Source organism: Streptomyces sp. AP-93 (assembly GCF_022808175.1).
Taxonomy (GTDB): domain Bacteria; phylum Actinomycetota; class Actinomycetes; order Streptomycetales; family Streptomycetaceae; genus Streptomyces.
In genome coordinates, this window is sequence record NZ_JALGBX010000020.1 from 1 (window position 1) to 20,478 (window position 20,478).

Genomic DNA, 20,478 nt, shown 5'->3' on the forward strand with positions numbered 1-20,478 from the left:
ACATCGTCCGCGGCTACTTCGGCGGCCCACACGTCCGCTACGTCCTGGACGAGAACCCCATGAGTTTCTGATCAATAGGAACCGGTGGAAATAATTCCGATACGTGTGTCCGCCGTCACCTCATACCGCCTTTTCCGCGGAACGCAGCGGATTCAGCCGCTCGACGCCGAGCGCGGCACGCTTCTCCGGATCGGTGACTCCAAGGCCCTCCTCCGGTGCGAGGCACAGCACGCCGACCTTGCCGACGTGCTTGTTCTGCTGCACCAGCCGCGCGGCCTCCGCAACTTCCGACAGCGGATATACCTCCGACAGAACGGGTGAGAGCTGCCCCAGCTGGAACAGCCGATTGCATTCCCACTGCTCCTGCAGATTCGCGGCGTGGCTGCCGATGATGCGCTTCAGATTCATCCACAGGTAACGGTTGTCGAACTGGTGCTGATATCCGGTGCTGGACCCGCAGGTCACCACCACGCCACCACGCCGCACAACAAAGACGGAAATTCCGAAGGTGGCCTGCCCGATGAAATCGAAGACCACATGCGGATCCTCGCCCACCGCCGATCTGATCGCCCGGCCGAGCCGCTTGCCCAGCTCGATGGTCCGCTCCGGCGTCAGCGCGTCGTCACCGCCGAGGCCGATCTCGTTGCGGTCGATCACCACGTCACAGCCCAGCCGACGCAGGATCTCCGCCTTGCGCTGAGAGCTGACGACGCCGACGGCGATACCGCCCGCGTTCTTGACCATCTGCACGGCGTACGCACCCAGCCCGCCGGTCGCCCCCCAGATCAGAACGACGTCACCCTGTTTGATGCGGGCACCCTTGTCGCTGACCAGCATCCGGTACGAGGTGGCGGCCGTCAGCATGACGCTTGCCGACTCCTCCCACGTCAGATGCGAGGGCTTCGACAGCAGTTGGCTGGCGCGCACCACCGTGTAGTGGCCCAACCCGCCGAAGTTCGTCTCGTAACCCCAGATCCGCTGCCCCGACCCCAGCATCCCGTCCGCGTGAGTCGCCGGCTCCTGATCGTCCACCTGAACGCAGCTGACCACCACGTGGTCGCCCGCCCTCCACCGTCGCACGCCGGAACCCACGCGCACGACAACACCGGAAGCATCCGAACCGACCACGTGATAGGGCACATCGTGCCGCGTGGCGTATCCGCCTTCGCGCCCGAATCGCTTGAGGAAGCCGAACGTCGAAACCGGCTCGAATGTCGCGGACCACACCGTGTTGTAGTTGATCGAACTGGCCATCACGGCCACCACAACCTCGTCGGGAGCGAGTTCCGGCATCGGGACCTCGCCGACGTGAAGTGACTTCCGCACGTCCTTGTCGGAAACCCCTTCGAACATCCCGAGGTCCTCCGCCCGGAGATGCGCTGCCACATACTTCTCCGGGAGCTCCGTCTCCTCGATTTCCTCGGGGCCGGCTCCTCGCAGAAGGGCCTCGGTCAAAGCATGCATGCCAACCTCTCCTTCAGGATGGCGGCTGTTCTGAACCCGCGGCCGCCACTTCGGCAGGCTATTCACTTCGAACACCGGGCCATACCCTTAAATACCCCTAGAACCCACCCCAGGCAGGGGGTACCCCAGACCCCAATTGACGGGAGGCGTGCTGCCTGCGGATCCCATGGGGGGTGCGGGATCGGGATGTGGGCGTCCGGGCCTGCGGCACCGATCAGCACGGCGGGGCCGATCTGGACACGGGGACTGACAGGATCACTTCACCAGTCCTGGGTCCGGCGCCGCAGGGCATCCCGTAGATGGGGCATCGGCCGGTTGGGAACGTGAGGTGGGTGCATGCGCCGCGCGACCGAGGGCTGCCGGCCGTTGTCCGCCGCGGCCTGACTCGCGCCTTCTCGCGGCCTCGGCACGGACTTGGCCGGTGAGTTCGCGCTGCCAGGGGGTGAACTCCTGATGGATTGCGGCCGCGGCAGGGGCATCGAGTCCGCATGCGGCGAACTGTCTGTCGGTGTGGTGTTGGACGCGGGCGAAGGTAGACGCGTACTCGTCAAGACTGGGTTCGGCCTCGTTCTGTGCGGCGAGTTCGAGCAGCCGAGTGTGGGTGTAGCCAGCCTTCGGCAGCGCGTTGACGTCGATGACATCCCGGACTTCGGAGCGTCCGAAAAGAGCACCGGTCTTGGCCGCGGCAAGGTCGTCGAGGTGGAGGCCCGGGCCGAGGTCCGACTCGACCGGCGGGTGGTGCGGCAGGCCGCCCACCAGATCCACCTTGGACTGCGCGCCGGTATCGGGATCCGTGACGTGCGGGCGGGCATACACCTGGGCCTGCTGGGTGACCTGGACCAGGTGCCCGGCCGCAAGGTACGCCTCGGCGAGGCGTGCGATCGCCTGTGGCAGCCCGCCCTCGGCGCGTCCGATCGGGGTGAACGGGTCGACGTCGTCACTGACGCGGTGACGAGCCGATGGGCCTGGACGGCGTATCCGCCCGCGAGCCGGTAGCCGAAGTCCTCGGCGAGTGCTTCCATACCGATGCGGATGGGCCGATGGTGCAGATCTTCTTCTACGTGGCCGTCGCCGTGCTGGCGAGCTCGGGGAAGCGAGACTCCCAGGCGCCCCTCGCCGCGCCGGGCAGGAACAGGGCCTGCCAGTGGCTCCGCAGCGTGGGGCGCGTCCGACTTCGAGATGGATGTCACCATCTGTGATGCGCCGCGGGGTCTGCGGGCTCTGCGGGGAGCGCCAAACGGGGAGCCGGACCGGCTCGTTGCGGCGGACGCAAGGTGCCGACGCCATTCGATTCTCCCCGGATTCCCCCCAGAGCTTTCCCGAGCCCCAAAAGGCCTGGTCGGGGGCCTGTCGAGGGCAAGGTGAGGAGATCACCCGCATCTATTCCCCCCAGAGACCCCCCACGGCCGCTTCTGGGTCGATCTGTGAGTGATGCGAAAGCGAAGTGCGAAGGATGACTGAGTGTGATGCGAGGGGCTTAGAGCCAGTCCCGTCGCTTGAAAATCACGTACAAACTGACGCAAACCATGCCCATGAGGCAGATCGCAAGGGGGTATCCGAAGGTCCAGCCCAACTCAGGCATGGACTCAAAGTTCATGCCGTAGATGGTTCCGACGAGTGTGGGAGCAAGCAAAATGGCAGCCCATGAGGAAATCTTCTTGAAGTCGTCACCCTTGCGGTGCTGACCTGCGAAAATCGGTTGTGTAGGTCATCTGACCTGCAACGATCCGCCTTTCCGGTCCTTTCACCCTGCTGCCCGTTTGTATGGCCGATCCTCCCCAGCCACTCCCCAAGAGGGCTTAATTCTCCCCCGATTCTCCCCAGCCGCCGTTGCCCGGAAAGGCGGATCGCCCGCAGGCCAGGGCCCGATCCAAGTGCCGGGACGAGCTATGCGACGTAGTGGAAGCGAGTCGGAGCAGCTGTGGAAGGGGCGGTCACCGTGGTCGCGATCCGCCTATGGCTCCGCGCGGAGTGAAATGCCCCGTTCAGAGGTCTTGGCACCCGGGTAGTGGTGGCGACGTTCGCTGAGTAACCGCTCGTCGACCGCCCTGACGTCCCACTACGAGCTGTCGAATTCGGTCAGGACGAGTACCAGCTCGTCCTCGGCGAACCCACGTGCTTCGGCGTCGATCAGCTGGAGGAAGGAGGGCGTCGGCGACAACAGGGTCAACGTGTCCATGCCCACGTCGGTAGAAGGCCACGGCCCTTGATCAGTTCACAGGCCCATCGGGCAGGCGCCAGCCGGGCCGAACGCCGCCGGCGAGGTCGATGTCGGGAAGGAGGCCCGCGGTGAGCAGGCTGAATTCGGCCGCTTCGGCAGGTGCGTTGCCGCGATGGGCGCGACCTGGGATTGCAGTCGAAAAAAGGAACATGTGATGATCGCTGTCGTGACGACGAACGGGGAAAGCCAGGGGGGAGTGGCCCCGCAGCGTAGGCGGCCCATGCGGCTGGCCGATCTGGCTGACGCGGTTGAGCTGCCCGCCATGGCGGAAGCGAAGGCCACGGAGTCCGTCGAGGACCGGGAAGCCGCAGGCCGCCGGGAGTTCGCGGTGCTGCTGGGCGAGTTCCGGCGTACGGCGGTGCTGGTGCCGATCGATCCGTACGGCGGCCTGTGGACGGCGGAGCAGGGCGGGGTCCGGTGGATCTGCGCGTTCTCGGACGAGGAGGCGCTGGCCAGGTTTGCGCGTGCGCAGGGTGACGCGGAGCGGGAATGGGAGTACCGCACGGTCCTCGGTGCCCGACTGCTCGACGTGATGGTGCCGATGCTGCGGGTTCCCGCCGGAGTGGCCCTGGACGCCGGCGGTGACGACGGCATGCTCTTCCCGCCCGTTGAGGGCCTGGTACCGGAGTCGGCAGTGGTGGATCTCGGAGGTGCGCGATGAGCGGTTCGGAGCCTGATCTCGAAGCACCCCCTGCCGCCATGCAGTTGATAGCGAGCGGCATCAACAAGGCGCATGGCGAGCTGAAGGACCTCGGCATGATCGGCGAGGCGTCCACCGGGCGCGGATTCTCGGATCTGTCGCTGACGGGGATGCAGTTGGGCCACGAGGGGCTGGCGGCGGGGTTCCAGGCGTTCTGCGAGCGCTGGGAGTGGGGCGTACGCGGCCTGATGATGCGCGGCAACGGCTTCGCGAAGGCCGTCGGGCTGTCGGCGGGGGCGATCAGCGAGCAGGAGCAGTACATCAAGGACACCTTCAAGATCGCGGTGAACGGAATGAACGGCAACCCGCATCTGACGGAGGACGAGGTCAAGGCCAAGGACTGGGACGAGATCCGGGACCAGCACCAGTGGGACGGGGCGGACTGGAGCGGCGAGTCGTTCTCCGAGGCCCACAAGGAGGTCAAGCAGAACTGGCAGGACACCGCCTACGACGTCGAGGACGGGCTGCTGGACTCGATGGAGAATTCGGGCCTGCTCGATGCGAAGCAGCGCGGGCTGATGGACCAGGAACTGCGCGAGACGCTGGAGCCGACGCAGGAAGCGGTGGACCGCGCGAAGCAGCCGGTGTGGGGGAGCGGGTAAGTGGTGGATTTCGGGGGGCTCGTCGACAAGGGCCTCGGCAAGCTCGAAGACGGATGGGACGCCGGCGAGAAGATCGTCGGCGAGGGCATCGACAAGGCCACGGATGCCGTCGGGGACGGTCTTGAGTACGTCGGCGCCGAAGACTGGGCGGACGCCGTCGAGGACTGGGGCGACCGTACGGGGTCCTCGCTGGGAGCGAAGGTCGGGGAACAGCAGCTCGGGCAGACCGAGGAGGCCAACGAGCTGATCCACGGCAACGTCGGCGCCATCACCGCCAGCGTCAAGAACCTGCGGGACTTCCAGGGCGCCTTCGACTCGGTGGGCCAGGGGATGAGGGGCCTCGACCCCAGTCAGTGGAAGGGCGCGGCGGCCAACGCCTTCCGGGAGAAGTTCCAGACGCTCCCCACGGACTGGCTGCACGCGGCGGACGCCTTCGAGGACGCGGCCAAGGCCCTGGAGACGTACGCCACGACGGTGACGTGGGCACAGGGCAAGGCACAGGAGGCCATCGCCCTCTACAAGAAGGGCCAGGAGACCTCCAAGACCGCGGTCGATGCGTACAACCAGAAGGTCGACGCCTACAACGAGGCGCGCACCGGTGACAAGCCGCTGCCCAAGCCGGGCCCGTTCGCCGACCCGGGCGGGGCCGACCGGGGTCGGGCACACGAGGTCCTGGACGACGCGCGCCGCCAGCGCAACGAGGCGGCCGACACGGCGAACAAGGCGGTCGCCGCCGCACTCGCGAACGCACCGGCGATGCCGTCGGCCACGGACCGGGCCAAGCTCAACCTGGCCGACTGGGGCATGGGCCAGGGAGTGGAGGCGATGCACTTGGGGGGCGGTGTCGTCAAAGGCGTGGTGGGCATCACCAACTTCGTCCGCGCGGTCAACCCGCTCGACCTGTACAACATCACCCACCCCGCCGAGTACTACAAGAACATCAACCTGACTCTGGCCGGCCTGGCGTCCACGGCGGCGCACCCCGACCGGGCACTGAAGAGCGCGTGGGAAGCGGCCAAGGGAGACCCGAGCGAATTCCTCGGCCGGCTCATCCCCGAACTCATCGGTACCAAGGGAGCCGGAGTCATACGCGGCGGCATCCGCGCCGGGATGCGCGGCGGCATGGACGACCTTGCGAAGTCGGGGGCCCGGCAGACGGTCGACGCGGACCCCGCGAAGACCTCCCGCCCCCCGAACGCCGTCGAGAGCGGGGCCACCGACCCCATCGACCTGGCGACGGGGGCGATGTTCCTGCCGCAGACGGACATCGTCCTGCCCGGCATGCTCCCGCTCGTCTTCCGCCGTCGTGCGGCATCGGACTACCGGGCCGGGCGCTGGTTCGGCCCCTCCTGGGCCTCCACCGCAGACCAGCGCCTCGAAATCGACTCCGTGGGGATCGTGTTCGTGTGCGAGGACGGCATGCTGCTTTCCTACCCGCACCCCGCTCCGGGTGTCCCGGTCCTGCCGAGCCACGGCCCCCGCTGGCCCCTCGACCGCGATGTGCACGGCGATTACACGGTCACCGACTCGGACACCGGACTGGTCCGGCACTTCGCCACCCGCCCCGACGGGGGACTCGCGCTGCTCGCCCAGCTCGACGACCGCAACGGGAACTGGATCACCTTCGAGTACGACGGGGCCGGCGCACCGGCATCGATCGTGCACCACGGCGGCTACCACCTGAAACTCACCACCGGTGGAGGGAGGATCACCGCCCTGCACCTGTCCGGCGGCGCCGACGACGGATCGGACCAGGAGATCCTGCGGTACGGCTACGGCGACGGGAACCTCACGTCGGTCACCAACTCCTCCGGGCTGCCCCTGTCCTTCACCTACGACGGGCAGGCCCGCATCACGTCGTGGACCGACACCAACGGCAGCCGCTACGACTACGCCTACGACGCCATGGACCGGTGCGTCTCCGAGGGCGGGGTCGAGGGGCACGTCGCGCTGCGCCTGGACTTCGGCGGCACCGACCCCGAGACGGGCCTGCGCGTCACCACCATGACCACGGGCGGCGGGGCCGTCCGCCAGTACGTCGTCAACGCCGCCCACCAGATCGTCAAGGAGACCGACCCCCTCGGCGCGGTCACGCGCTTCGAGCGCGACCGGTACAACCGCCTGCTGAGCCGGACCGATGCCCTCGGCCGTACCCACCGCTTCACGTACGACGCGATCGGCCGGCTCACCGCGACGGTGCGCCCCGACGGCCGCGAGGCGACCGCCGAGTACAACGCGCTCGGGCTCCCGACCCGCGTGGTCAATCCGGACCGGACGAGCATCCGCCAGGCGTACGACGCCCGCGGCAACCGCACGAGCGTCACCGACCCCTCCGGGGTCACCACCCGGTACACGTACGACGCGGCAGGGCGGCTGACCGGCATCACCGATGCCCTGGGGAACACGACCCGGGTCGGCACCGACGCGGCCGGCCTCCCCGTCGAAGTCACCGACCTGCTCGGGGCGACGACCCGGACGACGCGGGACGCGTTCGGCCGCCCGACGACCCTGACGGATGCCCTGGGCCACACGACCCGGGTCCGCTGGACGCCCGAGGGCCGGCAGGCCCTCCGGATCGCGGCGGACGGCAGCGAGGAGTCGTGGACGTACGACGGCGAGGGCAACTGCCTCACCCACACGAACGCCATGGGTGTGGTCTCGCGCTTCGAGTACACCCATTTCGACCTCATGGTCGCCCGCACGGGGTTCGATGGCGTGCGTTACGAGTTCGCCTACGACCACGACCTCCGCCTCACCCAAGTGCGCGGTCCCCAGGGGGCGACCTGGGACTACGTGTACGACGACGCCGGCCGCCTCGTCTCCGAGACCGACTTCGACCAACGGCCCCTCACCTACGAGCGGGACGCCGTCGGGCGGATCACCGCCCGGACCGATGCCTCGGGCCGGACCCTGCGCTACGAGTGGGACGATCTCGACCGCCTCGTCGCCAAGGACGCCGCCGGAGCCGTCACCACGTTCGCATACGATTTCTCCGACCAGCTTGCGGAGGCCGTCAACAGCGACGCCGCGATCATGTTCGTCCGGGACCGGCACGGCCGTCTGATGTCCGAGACCGCCGACGGCCGCACCGTGTCGTACGCGTATGACGGGCTCGGCCGGCGTGTCAGCCGCACCACGCCGACCGGGGCGGTCAGCACGCGGGCCTACGACGCGGCGGGCCGCCGGATTTCGCTCACCACCTCCGGCCGCACCCTCGCCTTCGAGCACGATGCGGCGGGGCGCGAGACCGCCCGCCGCATCGGCGGCAGCACCCTCCTCGTCTCGCGGTTCGACAGCGTCGGCCGGCTCAGCGGCCAGGAGGTCACCTCCGGCGGCCGGAGCATCCAGCGGCGCGACTACAGCTACCGCGCCGACGGCCACCTCACGGGCGTCCACGACCGGCTGTCCGGCCTCCAGACGTTCGAACTCGACCCTGCGGGCCGTGTCACGGCCGTCGATGCCGCCCAGTGGACCGAGCGGTACGCCTACGACGAAGCGGGCAACCAGACCGAGGCCTCCTGGCCTGCGGCCCACCCGGGGCAGGAAGCCACCGGCAGCCGCGCCTACACCGGCACGACCATCACGCGCGCGGGCCGGGTCCGCTACGAGCACGACGCGTTGGGCCGCACCACCCTGCGGCAGCGGACGCGGCTCTCCCGCAAGCCGGACACCTGGCACTACACGTGGGACGCCGACAACCGGCTGACCGCCGTCACCACCCCCGACGGGACCCGCTGGCGCTACCGCTACGACGCGCTCGGCCGCCGCATCTCGAAGCAGCACCTCGCCGACGACGACACCGTCCTGGAACACATCACGTTCACCTGGGACGGCGACACGCTCTGCGAGCAGACCGTCCAGGGAGCCCCGGGGGCCGACCGCATCACCCTGTCCTGGGACCACCAGGGTGTGCGCCCACTCGCCCAGACCGAGCGCAGGTTCGCGGCGGACGCCCCCCAGGAGGCGGTCGACGAGCGGTTCTTCTCCATCGTCACCGATCTCATAGGCACCCCCAGGGAGCTCGTCGGCGAGTCCGGCGAGCTGGCCTGGCACACCCGCAGCACCGTGTGGGGGTCCACGGCATGGGCGGCGTCGAGCACTGCCTACACGCCGTTCCGTTTCCCCGGGCAGTACTTCGACCCCGAGACGGGGCTGCACTACAACCGGTTCCGCTACTACGACCCGGAGTCGGGGCGCTACGCCTCCCCCGACCCCCTCGGAATCACCCCGGCGCCCAACCCCGTCGCGTACGTCGGCAATCCACACCGGCGCAGCGACCCCCTGGGACTGTCACCGTGCCACGGCGGCATGGACTACATGGAGGACAACCGGATCCCCGCCGGCGATCCGGTGACCCACGGCCCGACGGGAACGCTGATCGGCACCGACGGGCAGAGCACACGCAACTTCCACAACGTGGCGAACGCCGGTGAACACGACGTGGTGGCGCACGGCAGCCCGGACGGATGGTTGGAAATGCCCGACGGCCCGGTCAACGCGGGCCAGCTCGTGGACGCCGTGACGAACAATCCCCACTACAATGGTGGACCTCTCAGGCTCATGGTGTGCCATTCCGGTGCGGACGGTTCCTGGGTCGCCCAGCGCATCGCCAACGAGCTCGGCACCACCGTGCGCGCGCCGACGGACCGCGTCGGCGTCGAAAGACTTGGGGGCCCGGGGCAAACGCCACAGATCGACAGGGGCGGCTACTGGAGGGTATTCCTCCCCATGCTGGAAGGAAGATGACCCGAATGGAAATGATCGGCTTCTACCGGGAGATGGACCCGGAGAACGATGCCGTGTTCCGCGAACCCATAGGGGACAAGGTGCGGGATCAGGCGCCCTATCCGAAGGCGGAGGTGAAGCGGTACCTCGACTCCGGACATCCGATCTTCGACATCATGGAGTTGACGATTGACGTCATCGGGGGCGCATTCCGCGTGCCTGGCGGATCGTCGCTGCTGTCCGACGGCCGTTTCGTCTGGCGAGTGGACCTCGCCGCTTACGTCGAGCGGTACAACCTCGACCTTCCGGCGGAATTCGTCGAGCACGCCGGCAGCCACGGATTCTCGATGCCGGCTGAGGACCTGCCGATCCTGCGCGCCGTCTCCAAGGCTGCGTTGAGCGCCCTGGGGTTCCGCGTGGTCGGCGGCGCGGGGCCGGCTTCCTAGAGACTGCCCCGTAAATGATCTCTGGGTCGATGTGGATGCGGTTGTTCGCTGTGCGGCCCGCTCGTCCAACCCGGTGAGGGCGAGGTTTGTGTAGGCGCACGCCGCCGATGACGGTCGGCGCCGCCAGAGGGTCAGCGCCAGGGTGCGGGGGGAGCGCCCTGCCGGATTGCCTGGCGCATTCTCCCCAGCGGGCCCAGCGGGCCGCTCTCGACGTTCGCGCTAGCTAAGTGGATTAACCGTGGCGAGCCGGCTACAGCCAGTCGCGCTTCTTGAAGATGACGTACAGGCTCACGCAGACGACCGCCATCAGCAGGATCGCGAAGGGGTATCCAGCTGCCCACTGGAGTTCGGGCATCGTCTCGAAGTTCATGCCGTAGATGGTTCCCACCAACGTGGGTGCAAACAAGATGGCCGCCCACGAGGAGATCTTCTTGAAGTCGTCACCCTCACACCGCTGACCTGCGGAAACCGCCCGGAGAGGCCCTCTGATCTGCGGCGATCAGCCTTTCCGTCCCTTTCACCGTGCTGCCCGTTTGTACGGCCGATCCTCCCCAGCCGCTCCCCAACGAGGCTTCATTCTCCCCAGATTCTCCCCAGCCCCGGCTGACTCTGAAGACGGATCGCCGCTGGTCGGGACCGCGATCCGCCTGGCGTGACCGGCTACGCGACGTAGCGGCCGCGAGGCAGGAATAGGTGGCCGTCAATCGCTTGGCGGTAGCTCGTGGCTGGGTACGGCTGCTCGTTCACAGGGGAACAACCGTTGCGCTCCCCGACGCCCAGGCCGTGGCGCCACCCCCGCCCACCGGCCCGCCTCTGGCCGGAAAGGGAACCGGCCCTCCGCGTCCGGACGAGACTGAGGGAAGACGATCACCAGGATGAACAGGAGGCAAGGGTCCCGATGAATCCGTACGCGTACGTGCCCGCCGACGATCCGCTCTTCGGCGCGGTCCGGATCGAACTCGACCACGAGGCCGGGACGCTGGGCGTGAGCGGGGACGATCTGCCGCCGGTCGAGATCCGGCGGGCCCCGCACACAGTGCCGGAGAGCCATGTGCCGATCGGGACGCGCGACCCCGAGCATCTCACTCTGCTCGTCGACGGTGCAGAGGAGACCCTGCGGCCGTCCAAGGGATTCCTGACACGGCGCTCGTACCGGGTCGAGGTCGTCTCAGGGGCGCGGGGGTGCAGCTATCTGCTGGTTCCGGACTCCCTCGGCACCAGCAGGCTGCTGCGGGACGAGCGGCTGCTCGGCGTCTTCACATCGAGCGGCGACGGGCGCGTGTCGGCCGACTGGGAGGCGGCGGGCGAGTCCGAGCGTGCCAGGGACCCGTACGACGCGTCCGTGGGGTACGGGCTCGCTGCGGCATTCGGCACCGGTGCCGAACCGATGTGGCAGCTCACTCTGAACGCCGCGCTCGACCTGTGGCCGTGAGAGAACCTCAGTCCTCCGACGGGGGCAGCAGGTGGGAGCAGGTCGAGCGTGCTACGAACGCGATGCCGTCATAGTCCTCGGCCGGGACGAGCGGGGCGGTGTTCAAGCGGTAGAGGAACCGTTGGACGTTGGCGCCGAAGCTGCGCTGCGCGTGCGGGGCGCGCAGCCAGGGCGCGGCGTCGGCGGGGGAACCCGCGGCGCGGAAGTCCGCGTAGTAGTCGCCGGGTACGGCGTGCGTGAGTCTGGCCTCCAGGGAGCGGAGGCCGGTGCCGATGCGGTGGCGGGCCGGCGGGCGCTGCAGGTCGTTGCCGCGGCGGGCCAGGAAGGAGCCCTTACCGAAGAGGAGGGCCAGCGCGTAGTAGGTGTCGCCGTACCGTTCGCGGAGCTTGCTGCCGAGGGCCGGCACCTGGTCCCCGTACGTGCCCTTCGCGATGTGCCCGTTGTGTGCCCAGACCATGACGCGAGCCTCGGGGTCGTCGTCCACGAGCCGTGCGACGGCCTCGGCCATGTAGCGGTCACGCGCGGCGAGCACGCCGTCCTCGCCGGCCGAGGCTGCGAAGGGCCGGGTCACCAGGTCGGCGGCGCGGACGAGGATCCGCGCGTGTTCCAGAGCCTCGCCGGCGTCGTCGCCGGGACCCGGCCGCTCGGCGTGGTCCGCGATGAGACGGGCGATCTCCTCTGCGCGTCGCATCAGGGCCTTGTCCGGGTCCGGAAGCGTGCTCGGACGGGCCCGGGCCAGTACGTCCAGGGCGCTGACGCGCCCGGCCTGATCGGGCGCAGCCCGGAGCAGAAAGGCGGCGACGGCCTCGACTGAGTCGGCGCAGAGCTGGGGGTCGGTTCCCACGAAGCGGACCCGGCGCTCTTCGGGCAGGTCGCGATTGTGGGCGCGCAGCCACTCGACGAGGTCGACCATCTCGCGGGTGCGCCAGGTCCAGAAGCCCAGCCTGGCGACGAGCCGTTCGGGGGAGCCCGTGCCGTACCGGACGTACGCGTCGAGTGCGCGGGACGCGGACTGGCTGGCCTCCATGGCGAGGGTGGTGAACCCCTCCTCACGGACCAAGAACTCCACGATGCGGTGCTTCAGCCGGAAGAACTCGCCCGTGCCGTGGGTGGATTCCCCCAGACCGACGATCCGTGTCCCCCGCAGTGCCTCGCCCAGGGGTTTCAGGTCCTCCACCGGCGCGCCGGGGGTCAGGCTACTCAACGGGTTGGCGTGCTCGTTCAGCCATCGGGCGATGTCGTCGGGCACCGTCTTGCCTCTCCTCACCGCGTGCGGGAGCGCGGCACGCGGTCGTGCCCCGGCCTCTCTCACCCGTTCATGGGTCAGTTCGTCGCTTCCCGGCAGGCCGCGAGGATCTCCTGGAGGTCCCGTACGGCGTCCGGTCGGCCATGCTCGGAATACACTCCCGCGACGTTGACGACAACTTCGTCCACCCCCGCCCGATCGAATTCGGCCAGCTGTGCGGCAATGTTCCCGGGCGTGCCGTAGAGGAAGACTCCGGAGTCGACGAGGGCGCGGGCGCCGAGGCCCGGGCGGCTGTGGTGGACGCGCAGTCCGGCGCGGCGCAGCATGTCGCAGTAGTGAGGCCCGGCGAGGTGGACGTGGGCCGCTGCGAAGGCGAGCCGGTAGGCGTGGCGTCCCGGGCGGTCGACGGCGGCGTGCACAACGGTGACCATGCGGGGCACCGGGCGGCCCGACTCGGCCGCGCCCTTCGCCATGGCGGGCAGCAGGGTGTCGCGGACGTAGCCGGGCGGGGTCATCCAGCTGATCGCCGCGTCCGCCGCCCGGCCCGCGGCCCGCGCGAGCGTCGGCCGGAGCACACCGAGCCCGGTCTCCACTCCCGGGTGCCGCAGGCCCGGCAGACCGATGGAGGCGCCGATGCCGGGTCCGGCGGCTCCGTCCTCGGTCCCGATCAGGCGCCGCACCTCGGTCAGGTATTCCACACAGGCATCGCGTGGGCTGTCGTACGGCCTTCCGTGCAGTCCGGCGACGACGTCGGGGGTTGCGGGACCGAGGCCGATGACCGTGCGGTGTCCGGTGAGGACGGACAGGGACCGGGCCTGGATCGCCGCGTCCAGCGGATGCCGCAGCGGCATGAGGGCGACACTGGTCCCGACCGGGACGCGGTAGCCCATGCCGGCCAGGTACGCGAAGACCTGCTGGGTGTCGGTGCAGAGGGACTGGCCCTGCCAGAGGCGGGCCGCGCCTCCGTCGCGGACGAGCGCGGCGAAGGGGGCGACGTGCCGGGGGTCCGTCGGCATGGCGGGATACAGGACGGATACGCGCATCACTCGGCCTTCAGGGGGACGCGGCTTTGGACAGGTAGCCCGAAGCCTGGATACGGAAGAGCCGGGCGTAGACGCCGTCGGCCCTCAGGAGGTCTTGGTGCACGCCGTCCTCGATGACCTTGCCGTTCTCCAGGACGACGATCCGGTCGGCCATCCGGACGGTGGCGAAGCGGTGGGCGATGACCAGGGAAGTGGCACCGCGGGCGACGTCCTTGAGCCGGCCGAAGATCTCCGCTTCCGCCTCCGCGTCGATGGCGGCCGTCGGCTCGTCGAGGACGACGACGGGAGCGCGGCGCATGAAAGCTCGGCTCAGGGCAATCTTCTGCCACTGGCCGCCGGACAGCTGGTGGCCGTCCTCGAAGTGGCGGCCGAGCGTCGTGTCGTAGCCACGGGGCAGCGCTTCGACGAACCCGTCGGCGCCGGCGGCCCGTGCCGCCTCGGCGACGCGCCCGGTGTCCTCGCGGGCTTCGACGCTGCCGAAGCCGATGTTGTCGCGGACGGGCAGCTCGTAGCGGATGAAGTCCTGGAAGATGACGCCGATGTGGCGTTGCAGGTCGTCGAGGTCGTACTCCTCGATCGGGATGTCGTCGACGAAGATCTGGCCGCCCGTCGGCTCGTAGAGCCGGGTGAGCAGCTTGACCAGCGTCGTCTTGCCGGAGCCGTTCTGCCCCACCAGCGCGACGCATTCGCCCGCGGGCAGGGTGAAGCTGACGCCGTCCAGGACGACGCGGCCGGTGCCGGGGTAGACGAAGCGCACGTCGCGGAACTCGATGCCTTTGCGGAGCGTGTCCGGGAACGGGCGGGTACCGCCCTTGATCTGACGCTCGGGCAGGGCGAGGAAGTCGAAGAGATTGCCGAGGAACAGGCTGTCCTTGTAGAGAGCGGCGATGCCGAGCAACATGCCGTGAGCGGAGACCTGGATCGAACCCACGGCCTGAAGGTAGCCGGCGAGCTGGCCGACCTGCCCGGCGTGGGTGGTGGTGTGGATTGCCCAGAGCACGGCGCCGGAGGAGGCGGCGACGCTGAGGAGACCGAGGACGCCGCCGAGCACGGACTGCCGGCGGGCGAGACGGCGGTCGACGTCGAAGAAGGCGCGGATGAGCCGGGTGTAGAGGTCCACCAGGTGCGGGCCGAGCTGGAAGAGGCGGACCTCCTTGTAGGAGTGGTCGCTGGTGGTGAGGTGCTGGTAGTAGTACACGCGTCGCCGGTCGGCGGTCCGGTCGTACTCGATCTCGTACGCCCTGTGGCTGAAGAGCATGTACGAGATGACCGACGGCATGGGCGAAAGCAGGATCACCAGGGCGATCCAGGGGCTCCAGGAAAAGAGCACCACGCTGACGGTCACCAGGGTGACCAACTCCCTCGCGACCTCCAGGAGCTGGGTGAAGACCTGGTAGACGCGGCCTCCGCTGCTCTCCTGGAAGGCGCGCTGCATCGTGTCGTAGACCTCGGCATCCTCGTACTGCTGGAGGTCGAGCATGGTGCCCTTGCGCATCACCCATTCGCCGATGCGAGCGGTGAGTTCGAGCCGCAGGAGGGTGTCGAGGTACTGCAGGCAGGTGCCCAGGACATGGCTGGCGAGGCCCACCCCGAGAAGGGCGGCGCCCGCCATGAGCGCGGCCCGTCCGGCGTCCCGGTCGCCGGTGACGGCGTCGGCCACACCCTGCACGGCGGCGGCGACCAGCCCGATCTGCGCGGCCGGTATGAGGGCGAGGAGGAGGGAGACGCCGGTGAAGGCGGATACCCGTAGCGGGCTGAGCCGCCAGAACAGCGTGCTGACGCGCAGCCAGATCATCGGCTCTCCCTCGCCTTCGCGGCCGTGCGGCCCCGGACGGCACGCCGGACATGGGCCCACAGGACGTGGCTGCGGGCCTCCCGTTGGAGGTCGATCGGGAGGAGCCGGTTGATCTGCATGTGCGCGAGGCTGGCGAGGATGGCGTCCTCGGAGCCGACCAGGAGGCCACGGCGGGCCGCCTCGCGGACGGCTGCGGCCGTCTCGGCGACGGCGGGGGCCTGCGCGGCGAACGTCTCCTGGAGGAGCAGCCGGTGGGCCCGCCCTTCGGCGTGCGGGTCGCGTTCCCACGGGCTGAGGAGTTCGCACAGGTAGGCGCTGTGTTCGCGGAACAGCGTCCGGGTGTCCCGGACGTGGGCCTCGTCGTGGCCGCCGGTGTGGTGGGTGAGCGCGCCGCCCGGCGGCACGCCCCACTGGGCGTGGAGGGTGTCCAGAGCGGCGACGGCGAGGAACTCGGGCCTGATGTCCAGCTGTCGCGACAGCAACAGGGCGGTGGCTTCGCTGTTGGCCGCGAAGAGCCGCTCGGCCGTGTCGAAGACCTCCGGGCCGCCGTAGCGGGCTGTCTCTGGTGCGTAGCCTGCGAGTTCGATGTCCAGGGCGAGTCCGCGGGCGACGAGATCGCGCCCCCAAGCGGTGACGTGGGTGAGGGTACGGTCGGCGTCGGTACCGCGGACCCGCAGGCGCAGGTGCGGGAAGGGGTCGGCGTAGCGGATGTAGAACCAGCGGTCCAGGAGCCCTTCGTGGCCCAGTCCCGCGACGAGGTCGAGCAGCGGGCCGGAGATGATCTCGTCCTGCCGCTCGGGGGCCGCGTAGACCTTGAGGAACGTCCAGGCACCGCCGGGCAGATGGCGCTCCACGGGCACCTCGCGGCCTTGCCGTGGTACGGGAGCGCGGGTGACGCGTTCCGCGTCGCGGGCGAGTACGGGCACGACGACCTCGGCGGCATAGCGCTCACCGTCGGCGTCCTGGAGCCACATGCCGTCGAAGGACGGCAGCATCTCATGGAGGACGAGGGTGCCGCGCGTGTCCAGCTCCGCCCGGATTTCGGCGCGGCAGGCGGGGTGGTCGAGGTCCAGCAGCAGCCTTTGGTCGGATTCAACGAGATAGACGTGACGGGGCACGTTCCAGCGGCGGCGCCAGCCGTCGAGGTCGTCGAGCGGGTGCGCGGACGGTGTGCCGGCCGCAGGTGCCGTGAGACCGGCCCTGCCGTGCGCGCCCGCGGTGTCCGTGGTCGCGGGTCCTGCGGTGAGCCGCCACTGCGCGGGGCGCAGGACGATCTGCCCGCGGGTGACGCGCGGCAGGAAGGGGGCCGCTTCGGCGGGGCCCCAGTGGAAGCCGGAGGGCATGACGCAGCCGTCCTGGGAGGCCTCGAGCAGGAACCGGGCCACGTTCGGCGCCATCGTCGGGCTGAGCATGTGGTGCTGGGCGACCACGACCTCCCGGTCGAGTTTCCGGGACCACAGGTGGAACCGGTCCCCGCTGACGCCGACGAGGATGTCGTCGAGCGGGAGGACTTGGTCCGGGCCGACGGACGGCGCTGTGTTGACGGGGATCTCGTACGGCCGGACGGCAGGGCGCAGGGTGATGTTGGCTGCACGGCCGTACGGAGGCAGGAACGCGAGCTCCGCGTAGGCGACGTCGGGGAAGAGCGCCTCCTCGGCGCGGGCATATCCTCGCAGCCGCTCGGAGGTGGGCTCGCCCAGCAGCTCGCTGAAGCGCCCGAAGGTGCGGCCACCGTAGGTGAGGCTGTCGTAGCGCAGGACGGCCCGCCAGTCCCCCCGGTCGAGGGCGGCGCGGTCGGCGGCGTGCAGCTGGAGGTAGACCTCCATGGCGGGCGGCGGGTCGGGCACCGGCCCGCGCGGGGCGAGGCGCTCCAGCCAGGCGTCGGTCAGCTCGACCTCCAGGGACCTGTCCCACCAGGCCTGCTGGGCGAACTCGACGAGCAGGGCGTCCAGCCGGGCGGTGTGCTCGGGCGTCGCCGTCGGCAGTTCGATGCTGCGCGGCGGGTTGGTGTAGGTCGGCGGGGCGTCGAGCCCGGTGTCGGGGCTGAGTAGACCTAGCACCGGGATGCGGGTGCCCTCGCCATAGCGTTCGGTGAACTCCTCGCGGTAGCGCGTGAGGTGGTTGCGCCTGCCGTGGGCGGCGCTCAGGCGCACCAGAACGCCTACGGCCTCGGCCGCCGCCTCGCCGATGGACGCGTTCAGGACGGGATCGTCCAGATGTAGCGCCATATCGGCCTGGTAGGAGCGGCCGTCGTGTCCGGGGACGAGGTCGTGCTGTGCGGCGGCGAGCCGGCGCAGGGAGGCGACGTCGTCCGCCCGGTCGGCGAGGTCGGCGATGGTGCTGAGCAGGTCGGCCGTCTCCTGCGCGGCGGGGATGCCGTTGAGCCTCTTCAGGACGTGGTGTTCGGGCCGCTCCGCGGTCTGCGGGGGCCTCAGGTCGCTGATGAGGAAGCCGAGGTCCCACATCTGCCGGACCAGGCCCTCGACGGTCTCGGCCGTGACCTCGGGGAAGGCGGCGGCGAGTTCGGCGGTGATCCGCTCGTACGGGACGGGGGTGGCGGCGGTCCGCATGACGAGCTCGACGGCGGGTGTGGCCCGGATGCGCACGCTACGGGCGTCGTGCCGACCGTACTTGTCGGCCTGCGGCAGGACCACGCGGTCGCCGGCCGTGTCCGCCATTGGGTTGAGCACGAGCCGGAGCCTGCGAAGCAGGTCCTCGGATTCGTCGAGGCGCTTGATCAGCCCGAGCAGCCAGCCCATGTCGGCGCGCACGCGCAGCCGGTGTTCCTCGGGCCGGCCGAGCCGGGCGGTGGTACCGGGGCCGAACTCGCCCATCGCCACACCGGAGAAGGCCCCGAAGGGCGTGGGCCGGGTCGCCATGCGCGTGATGTAGCGCAGCAGCCCGGAGTGCAGCCGGCGTAGGCGTTTCTCGCTGAGGTCGCCGATCCGGTCGAGACTGTCGGTCATGTCCTCGCTGGCGACGAGCAGAGCGCGCGTGACGTCGGGACGGCGGGCGAGGTCGACGAGGGCCCGCGGGGTGTCGTCGGGGTCCGCGGTTACGTCGAGCCAGGTGCGGGCCGGCAGGGTTGGGGAGCGCAGGAGGAAGAAGCCGACGGGCTCGTACGGTGTCATGGCCGTCACCGGCCGAGGAAGGCGCGGAACCAGTCGGGCCGCCGGCCGCCGGTGGCGGCGAGCAGCGTGAGCGCGACGCCGGTGGCCCCGGTGAGGAGTCCCGGGTCGTCGACGGGTTTGCCGGGCTCCTCCAGGTCGGCGAAACCGAGCGGACGGTCCGGCTCGTGGCGGTTGAGGAGGTCCCCGACCAGGACCGGCAGCCGCTCGCGGGCGACGGCGCTCCAGGGGGCGAACTCCAGTGTCAGCATGACCAGTCCCGCGAGGCCGTGGCAGAGGGTTGGCGACAGTGGCCGGAGGCCCCCGAGGCGGGCGAGCGCGCCCTCGAAGGCGGTGATGGCTTCGGCGCGCAGTTCGTCGTCGCGGGTGGCCTCGGCAACCGTGAGGAGGGCGCCGGCGACGCCGAAGGTGCCGTAGCACCAGGCGATCCGGTCGTGCACGCATCCGGCGGAGATCTCGTGGCCGTGTTCGTCGACGGGCTTGCCGTCGCTCCACAGGGGGCCGTGCGCGTCGGTGTCCGCCTGTGCGCGGATCCAGCGGCTGAGGGCGGTGACGGCCTCGAAGTGGCCCGGGCGGCGGTTGCCTGCAGCCCAGGCGGCGGCGAGGGCCGCGGCGATGCCGGGGACGCCGTGCGAGAGACCGAGGTTGAGGTACCCGTGCGGGTACTTGGCGAGGTAGTCGCCGACGGGCGGGTAGTACGCGGGCGTGATGAGCCAGCGGTGGGGGGTGCCCTCGGTCTCGGCGGGTCCGGTGAGCCAGATGAGGTAGTCGGTGAGGACGGCGGCGGCCTCGGCGACCCGCTCAGAGGGCTCGGGGACGGAGCTCAGCTGGGCGAGGGTGCCGGCCGCGCCGGTGACGAGGTCGTAGTCGAGGTCGCTGACGGCCCGTTCGGTGCGGTGCGGGGGAGCGGCGAGGACCTGCTCGGCGAGCTGGTCGGTCAGCCGGTCGAGGCTGGGGCGGAAGCGGGGTTCGTCGCGGGTGACATCCGCGAGGGCGAGGAGGAGGCCGCTGGTGCCGGCGAACAGACCGTGGTGCTGCAGAGGTTCGGTCTGGGTGGAGAGTACCGCCTCGCGTATGTGGCCGGAGGCCGTGTCCAGGTCGCCGAGCCCGGCGCGGGCGGCGTACAGGTGGAGCAGCGCGGAACCGGCCTGGCCGTGGGTGAGGCTGGGCGGAAACCAGGCGCCGGCGGTGTTGCTCTGCTCGGCGGCGCGGAGCGCGAGGTCCTCGACCTGGGCGGTGGTGGCGGTCTCCCTCAGAACCTGCCGGACGGCTGTCCGTGCGCGGCTCACGAGGTCGTCGTCTGCCACGCGGGCCCAGGTTTCGGTACCGTGGTGGGTGAGGTGCATCGTGGTCAGCCCCTGTCTGTTCGGCGTGCTTCTCTCGCTCTGCGACGACGGGTGCTGCCGTGTCTCGACCACGGCAGCACCCGTCGGGAGTTGGCCCGTGGCTACTTGCCGCCCACGCAGAAGACCGTGCACATCGCGGTGCAGACACAGGTCTTGCTGGCCTGGCAGGTCACTCGGGTGCAGACGGTGCGGGTGGCGATCCCCGAGATGGACGGCGGGGGCGCCTGCTCGCCGGCGGGGCCGGCAGGGGCGGAGATCCGGGCGTCCAGGTCGAATGCGTCAGACATGTCTTTCCTTTCGTCATTCCGCCCGGCGAATTGATTCGCCGGG

Annotated in this window: 13 protein-coding genes and 2 pseudogenes; 6 read left to right on the forward strand and 9 right to left on the reverse strand. The window is 69.9% G+C overall.

Annotated elements, in window-relative coordinates; all coding sequences use genetic code 11:
- Positions 1-120: 120 nt before the first annotated feature.
- A complete protein-coding gene (ccrA, locus tag MTF69_RS28715) occupies positions 121-1,464 on the reverse strand; it encodes a crotonyl-CoA carboxylase/reductase (protein ID WP_243339075.1) in 1,344 nt (447 codons plus the stop codon).
- Between the two features lie 414 nt (positions 1,465-1,878).
- On the opposite strand from ccrA, the gene MTF69_RS28720 reads away from it, so the two are divergent.
- The gene (locus MTF69_RS28720) at positions 1,879-2,460 is read left to right on the forward strand and encodes a hypothetical protein (RefSeq protein WP_243339076.1); all 582 of its coding nucleotides are present in this window, start codon (positions 1,879-1,881) and stop codon (positions 2,458-2,460) included.
- A 481-nt stretch (positions 2,461-2,941) separates the two neighbouring features.
- Here MTF69_RS28720 and MTF69_RS28725 read toward each other — a convergent pair.
- A pseudogene (locus tag MTF69_RS28725) lies at positions 2,942-3,127 on the reverse strand (CorA family divalent cation transporter); the annotation flags it as partial.
- A 712-nt stretch (positions 3,128-3,839) separates the two neighbouring features.
- Between MTF69_RS28725 and MTF69_RS28730 the strand changes: the two are divergent.
- Genes MTF69_RS28730 through MTF69_RS28745 form a run of 4 tightly spaced genes read left to right on the forward strand, consistent with a single transcriptional unit; the run spans position 3,840 to position 10,158 of the window.
- Positions 3,840-4,346, forward strand: coding sequence for an SseB family protein (locus MTF69_RS28730; protein WP_374324162.1), 507 nt, complete (start codon positions 3,840-3,842; stop codon positions 4,344-4,346).
- On the forward strand, positions 4,343-4,987 hold the full coding sequence (locus MTF69_RS28735) for a hypothetical protein (RefSeq protein ID WP_243339077.1): 645 nt from the start codon (positions 4,343-4,345) through the stop codon (positions 4,985-4,987). Before MTF69_RS28730 ends, MTF69_RS28735 begins: the two co-directional genes overlap by 4 nt.
- The gene (locus MTF69_RS28740; RefSeq protein WP_243339078.1) at positions 4,988-9,733 is read left to right on the forward strand and encodes a putative T7SS-secreted protein; all 4,746 of its coding nucleotides are present in this window, start codon (positions 4,988-4,990) and stop codon (positions 9,731-9,733) included.
- Positions 9,730-10,158: a hypothetical protein gene (locus tag MTF69_RS28745; protein WP_243339079.1), complete on the forward strand. Its 429-nt coding sequence runs from the start codon at positions 9,730-9,732 to the stop codon at positions 10,156-10,158. Before MTF69_RS28740 ends, MTF69_RS28745 begins: the two co-directional genes overlap by 4 nt.
- Before the next feature lie 250 nt (positions 10,159-10,408).
- Here MTF69_RS28745 and MTF69_RS28750 read toward each other — a convergent pair.
- A pseudogene (locus MTF69_RS28750) lies at positions 10,409-10,594 on the reverse strand (CorA family divalent cation transporter); the annotation flags it as partial.
- Positions 10,595-11,056: 462 nt separating this feature from the next.
- Between MTF69_RS28750 and MTF69_RS28755 the strand changes: the two are divergent.
- On the forward strand, positions 11,057-11,590 hold the full coding sequence (locus MTF69_RS28755; RefSeq protein WP_243339080.1) for a hypothetical protein: 534 nt from the start codon (positions 11,057-11,059) through the stop codon (positions 11,588-11,590).
- A gap of 7 nt (positions 11,591-11,597) precedes the next feature.
- Here MTF69_RS28755 and MTF69_RS28760 read toward each other — a convergent pair whose 3' ends face one another.
- The 6 genes from MTF69_RS28760 to MTF69_RS28785 form a co-directional block, all read right to left on the reverse strand.
- Complete coding sequence (locus MTF69_RS28760; RefSeq protein WP_243339081.1) at positions 11,598-12,839, reverse strand: erythromycin esterase family protein; 1,242 nt, start codon at positions 12,837-12,839, stop codon at positions 11,598-11,600.
- A 74-nt stretch (positions 12,840-12,913) separates the two neighbouring features.
- Complete coding sequence (locus tag MTF69_RS28765; protein WP_243339082.1) at positions 12,914-13,879, reverse strand: LLM class flavin-dependent oxidoreductase; 966 nt, start codon at positions 13,877-13,879, stop codon at positions 12,914-12,916.
- 10 nt (positions 13,880-13,889) lie between these two features.
- Complete coding sequence (locus MTF69_RS28770) at positions 13,890-15,674, reverse strand: ABC transporter ATP-binding protein (RefSeq protein ID WP_243339083.1); 1,785 nt, start codon at positions 15,672-15,674, stop codon at positions 13,890-13,892.
- Complete coding sequence (locus tag MTF69_RS28775) at positions 15,671-18,805, reverse strand: lantibiotic dehydratase (RefSeq protein ID WP_243339234.1); 3,135 nt, start codon at positions 18,803-18,805, stop codon at positions 15,671-15,673. The genes MTF69_RS28770 and MTF69_RS28775 overlap by 4 nt, the downstream gene beginning before the upstream one ends.
- A 5-nt stretch (positions 18,806-18,810) precedes the next feature.
- Positions 18,811-20,109 (reverse strand): lanthionine synthetase C family protein, encoded by a 1,299-nt coding sequence (locus MTF69_RS28780; RefSeq protein WP_243339084.1) that lies wholly within the window; start codon positions 20,107-20,109, stop codon positions 18,811-18,813.
- 140 nt (positions 20,110-20,249) lie between these two features.
- On the reverse strand, positions 20,250-20,435 hold the full coding sequence (locus tag MTF69_RS28785) for an FDLD family class I lanthipeptide (RefSeq protein WP_243339085.1): 186 nt from the start codon (positions 20,433-20,435) through the stop codon (positions 20,250-20,252).
- Positions 20,436-20,478: the final 43 nt, after the last annotated feature.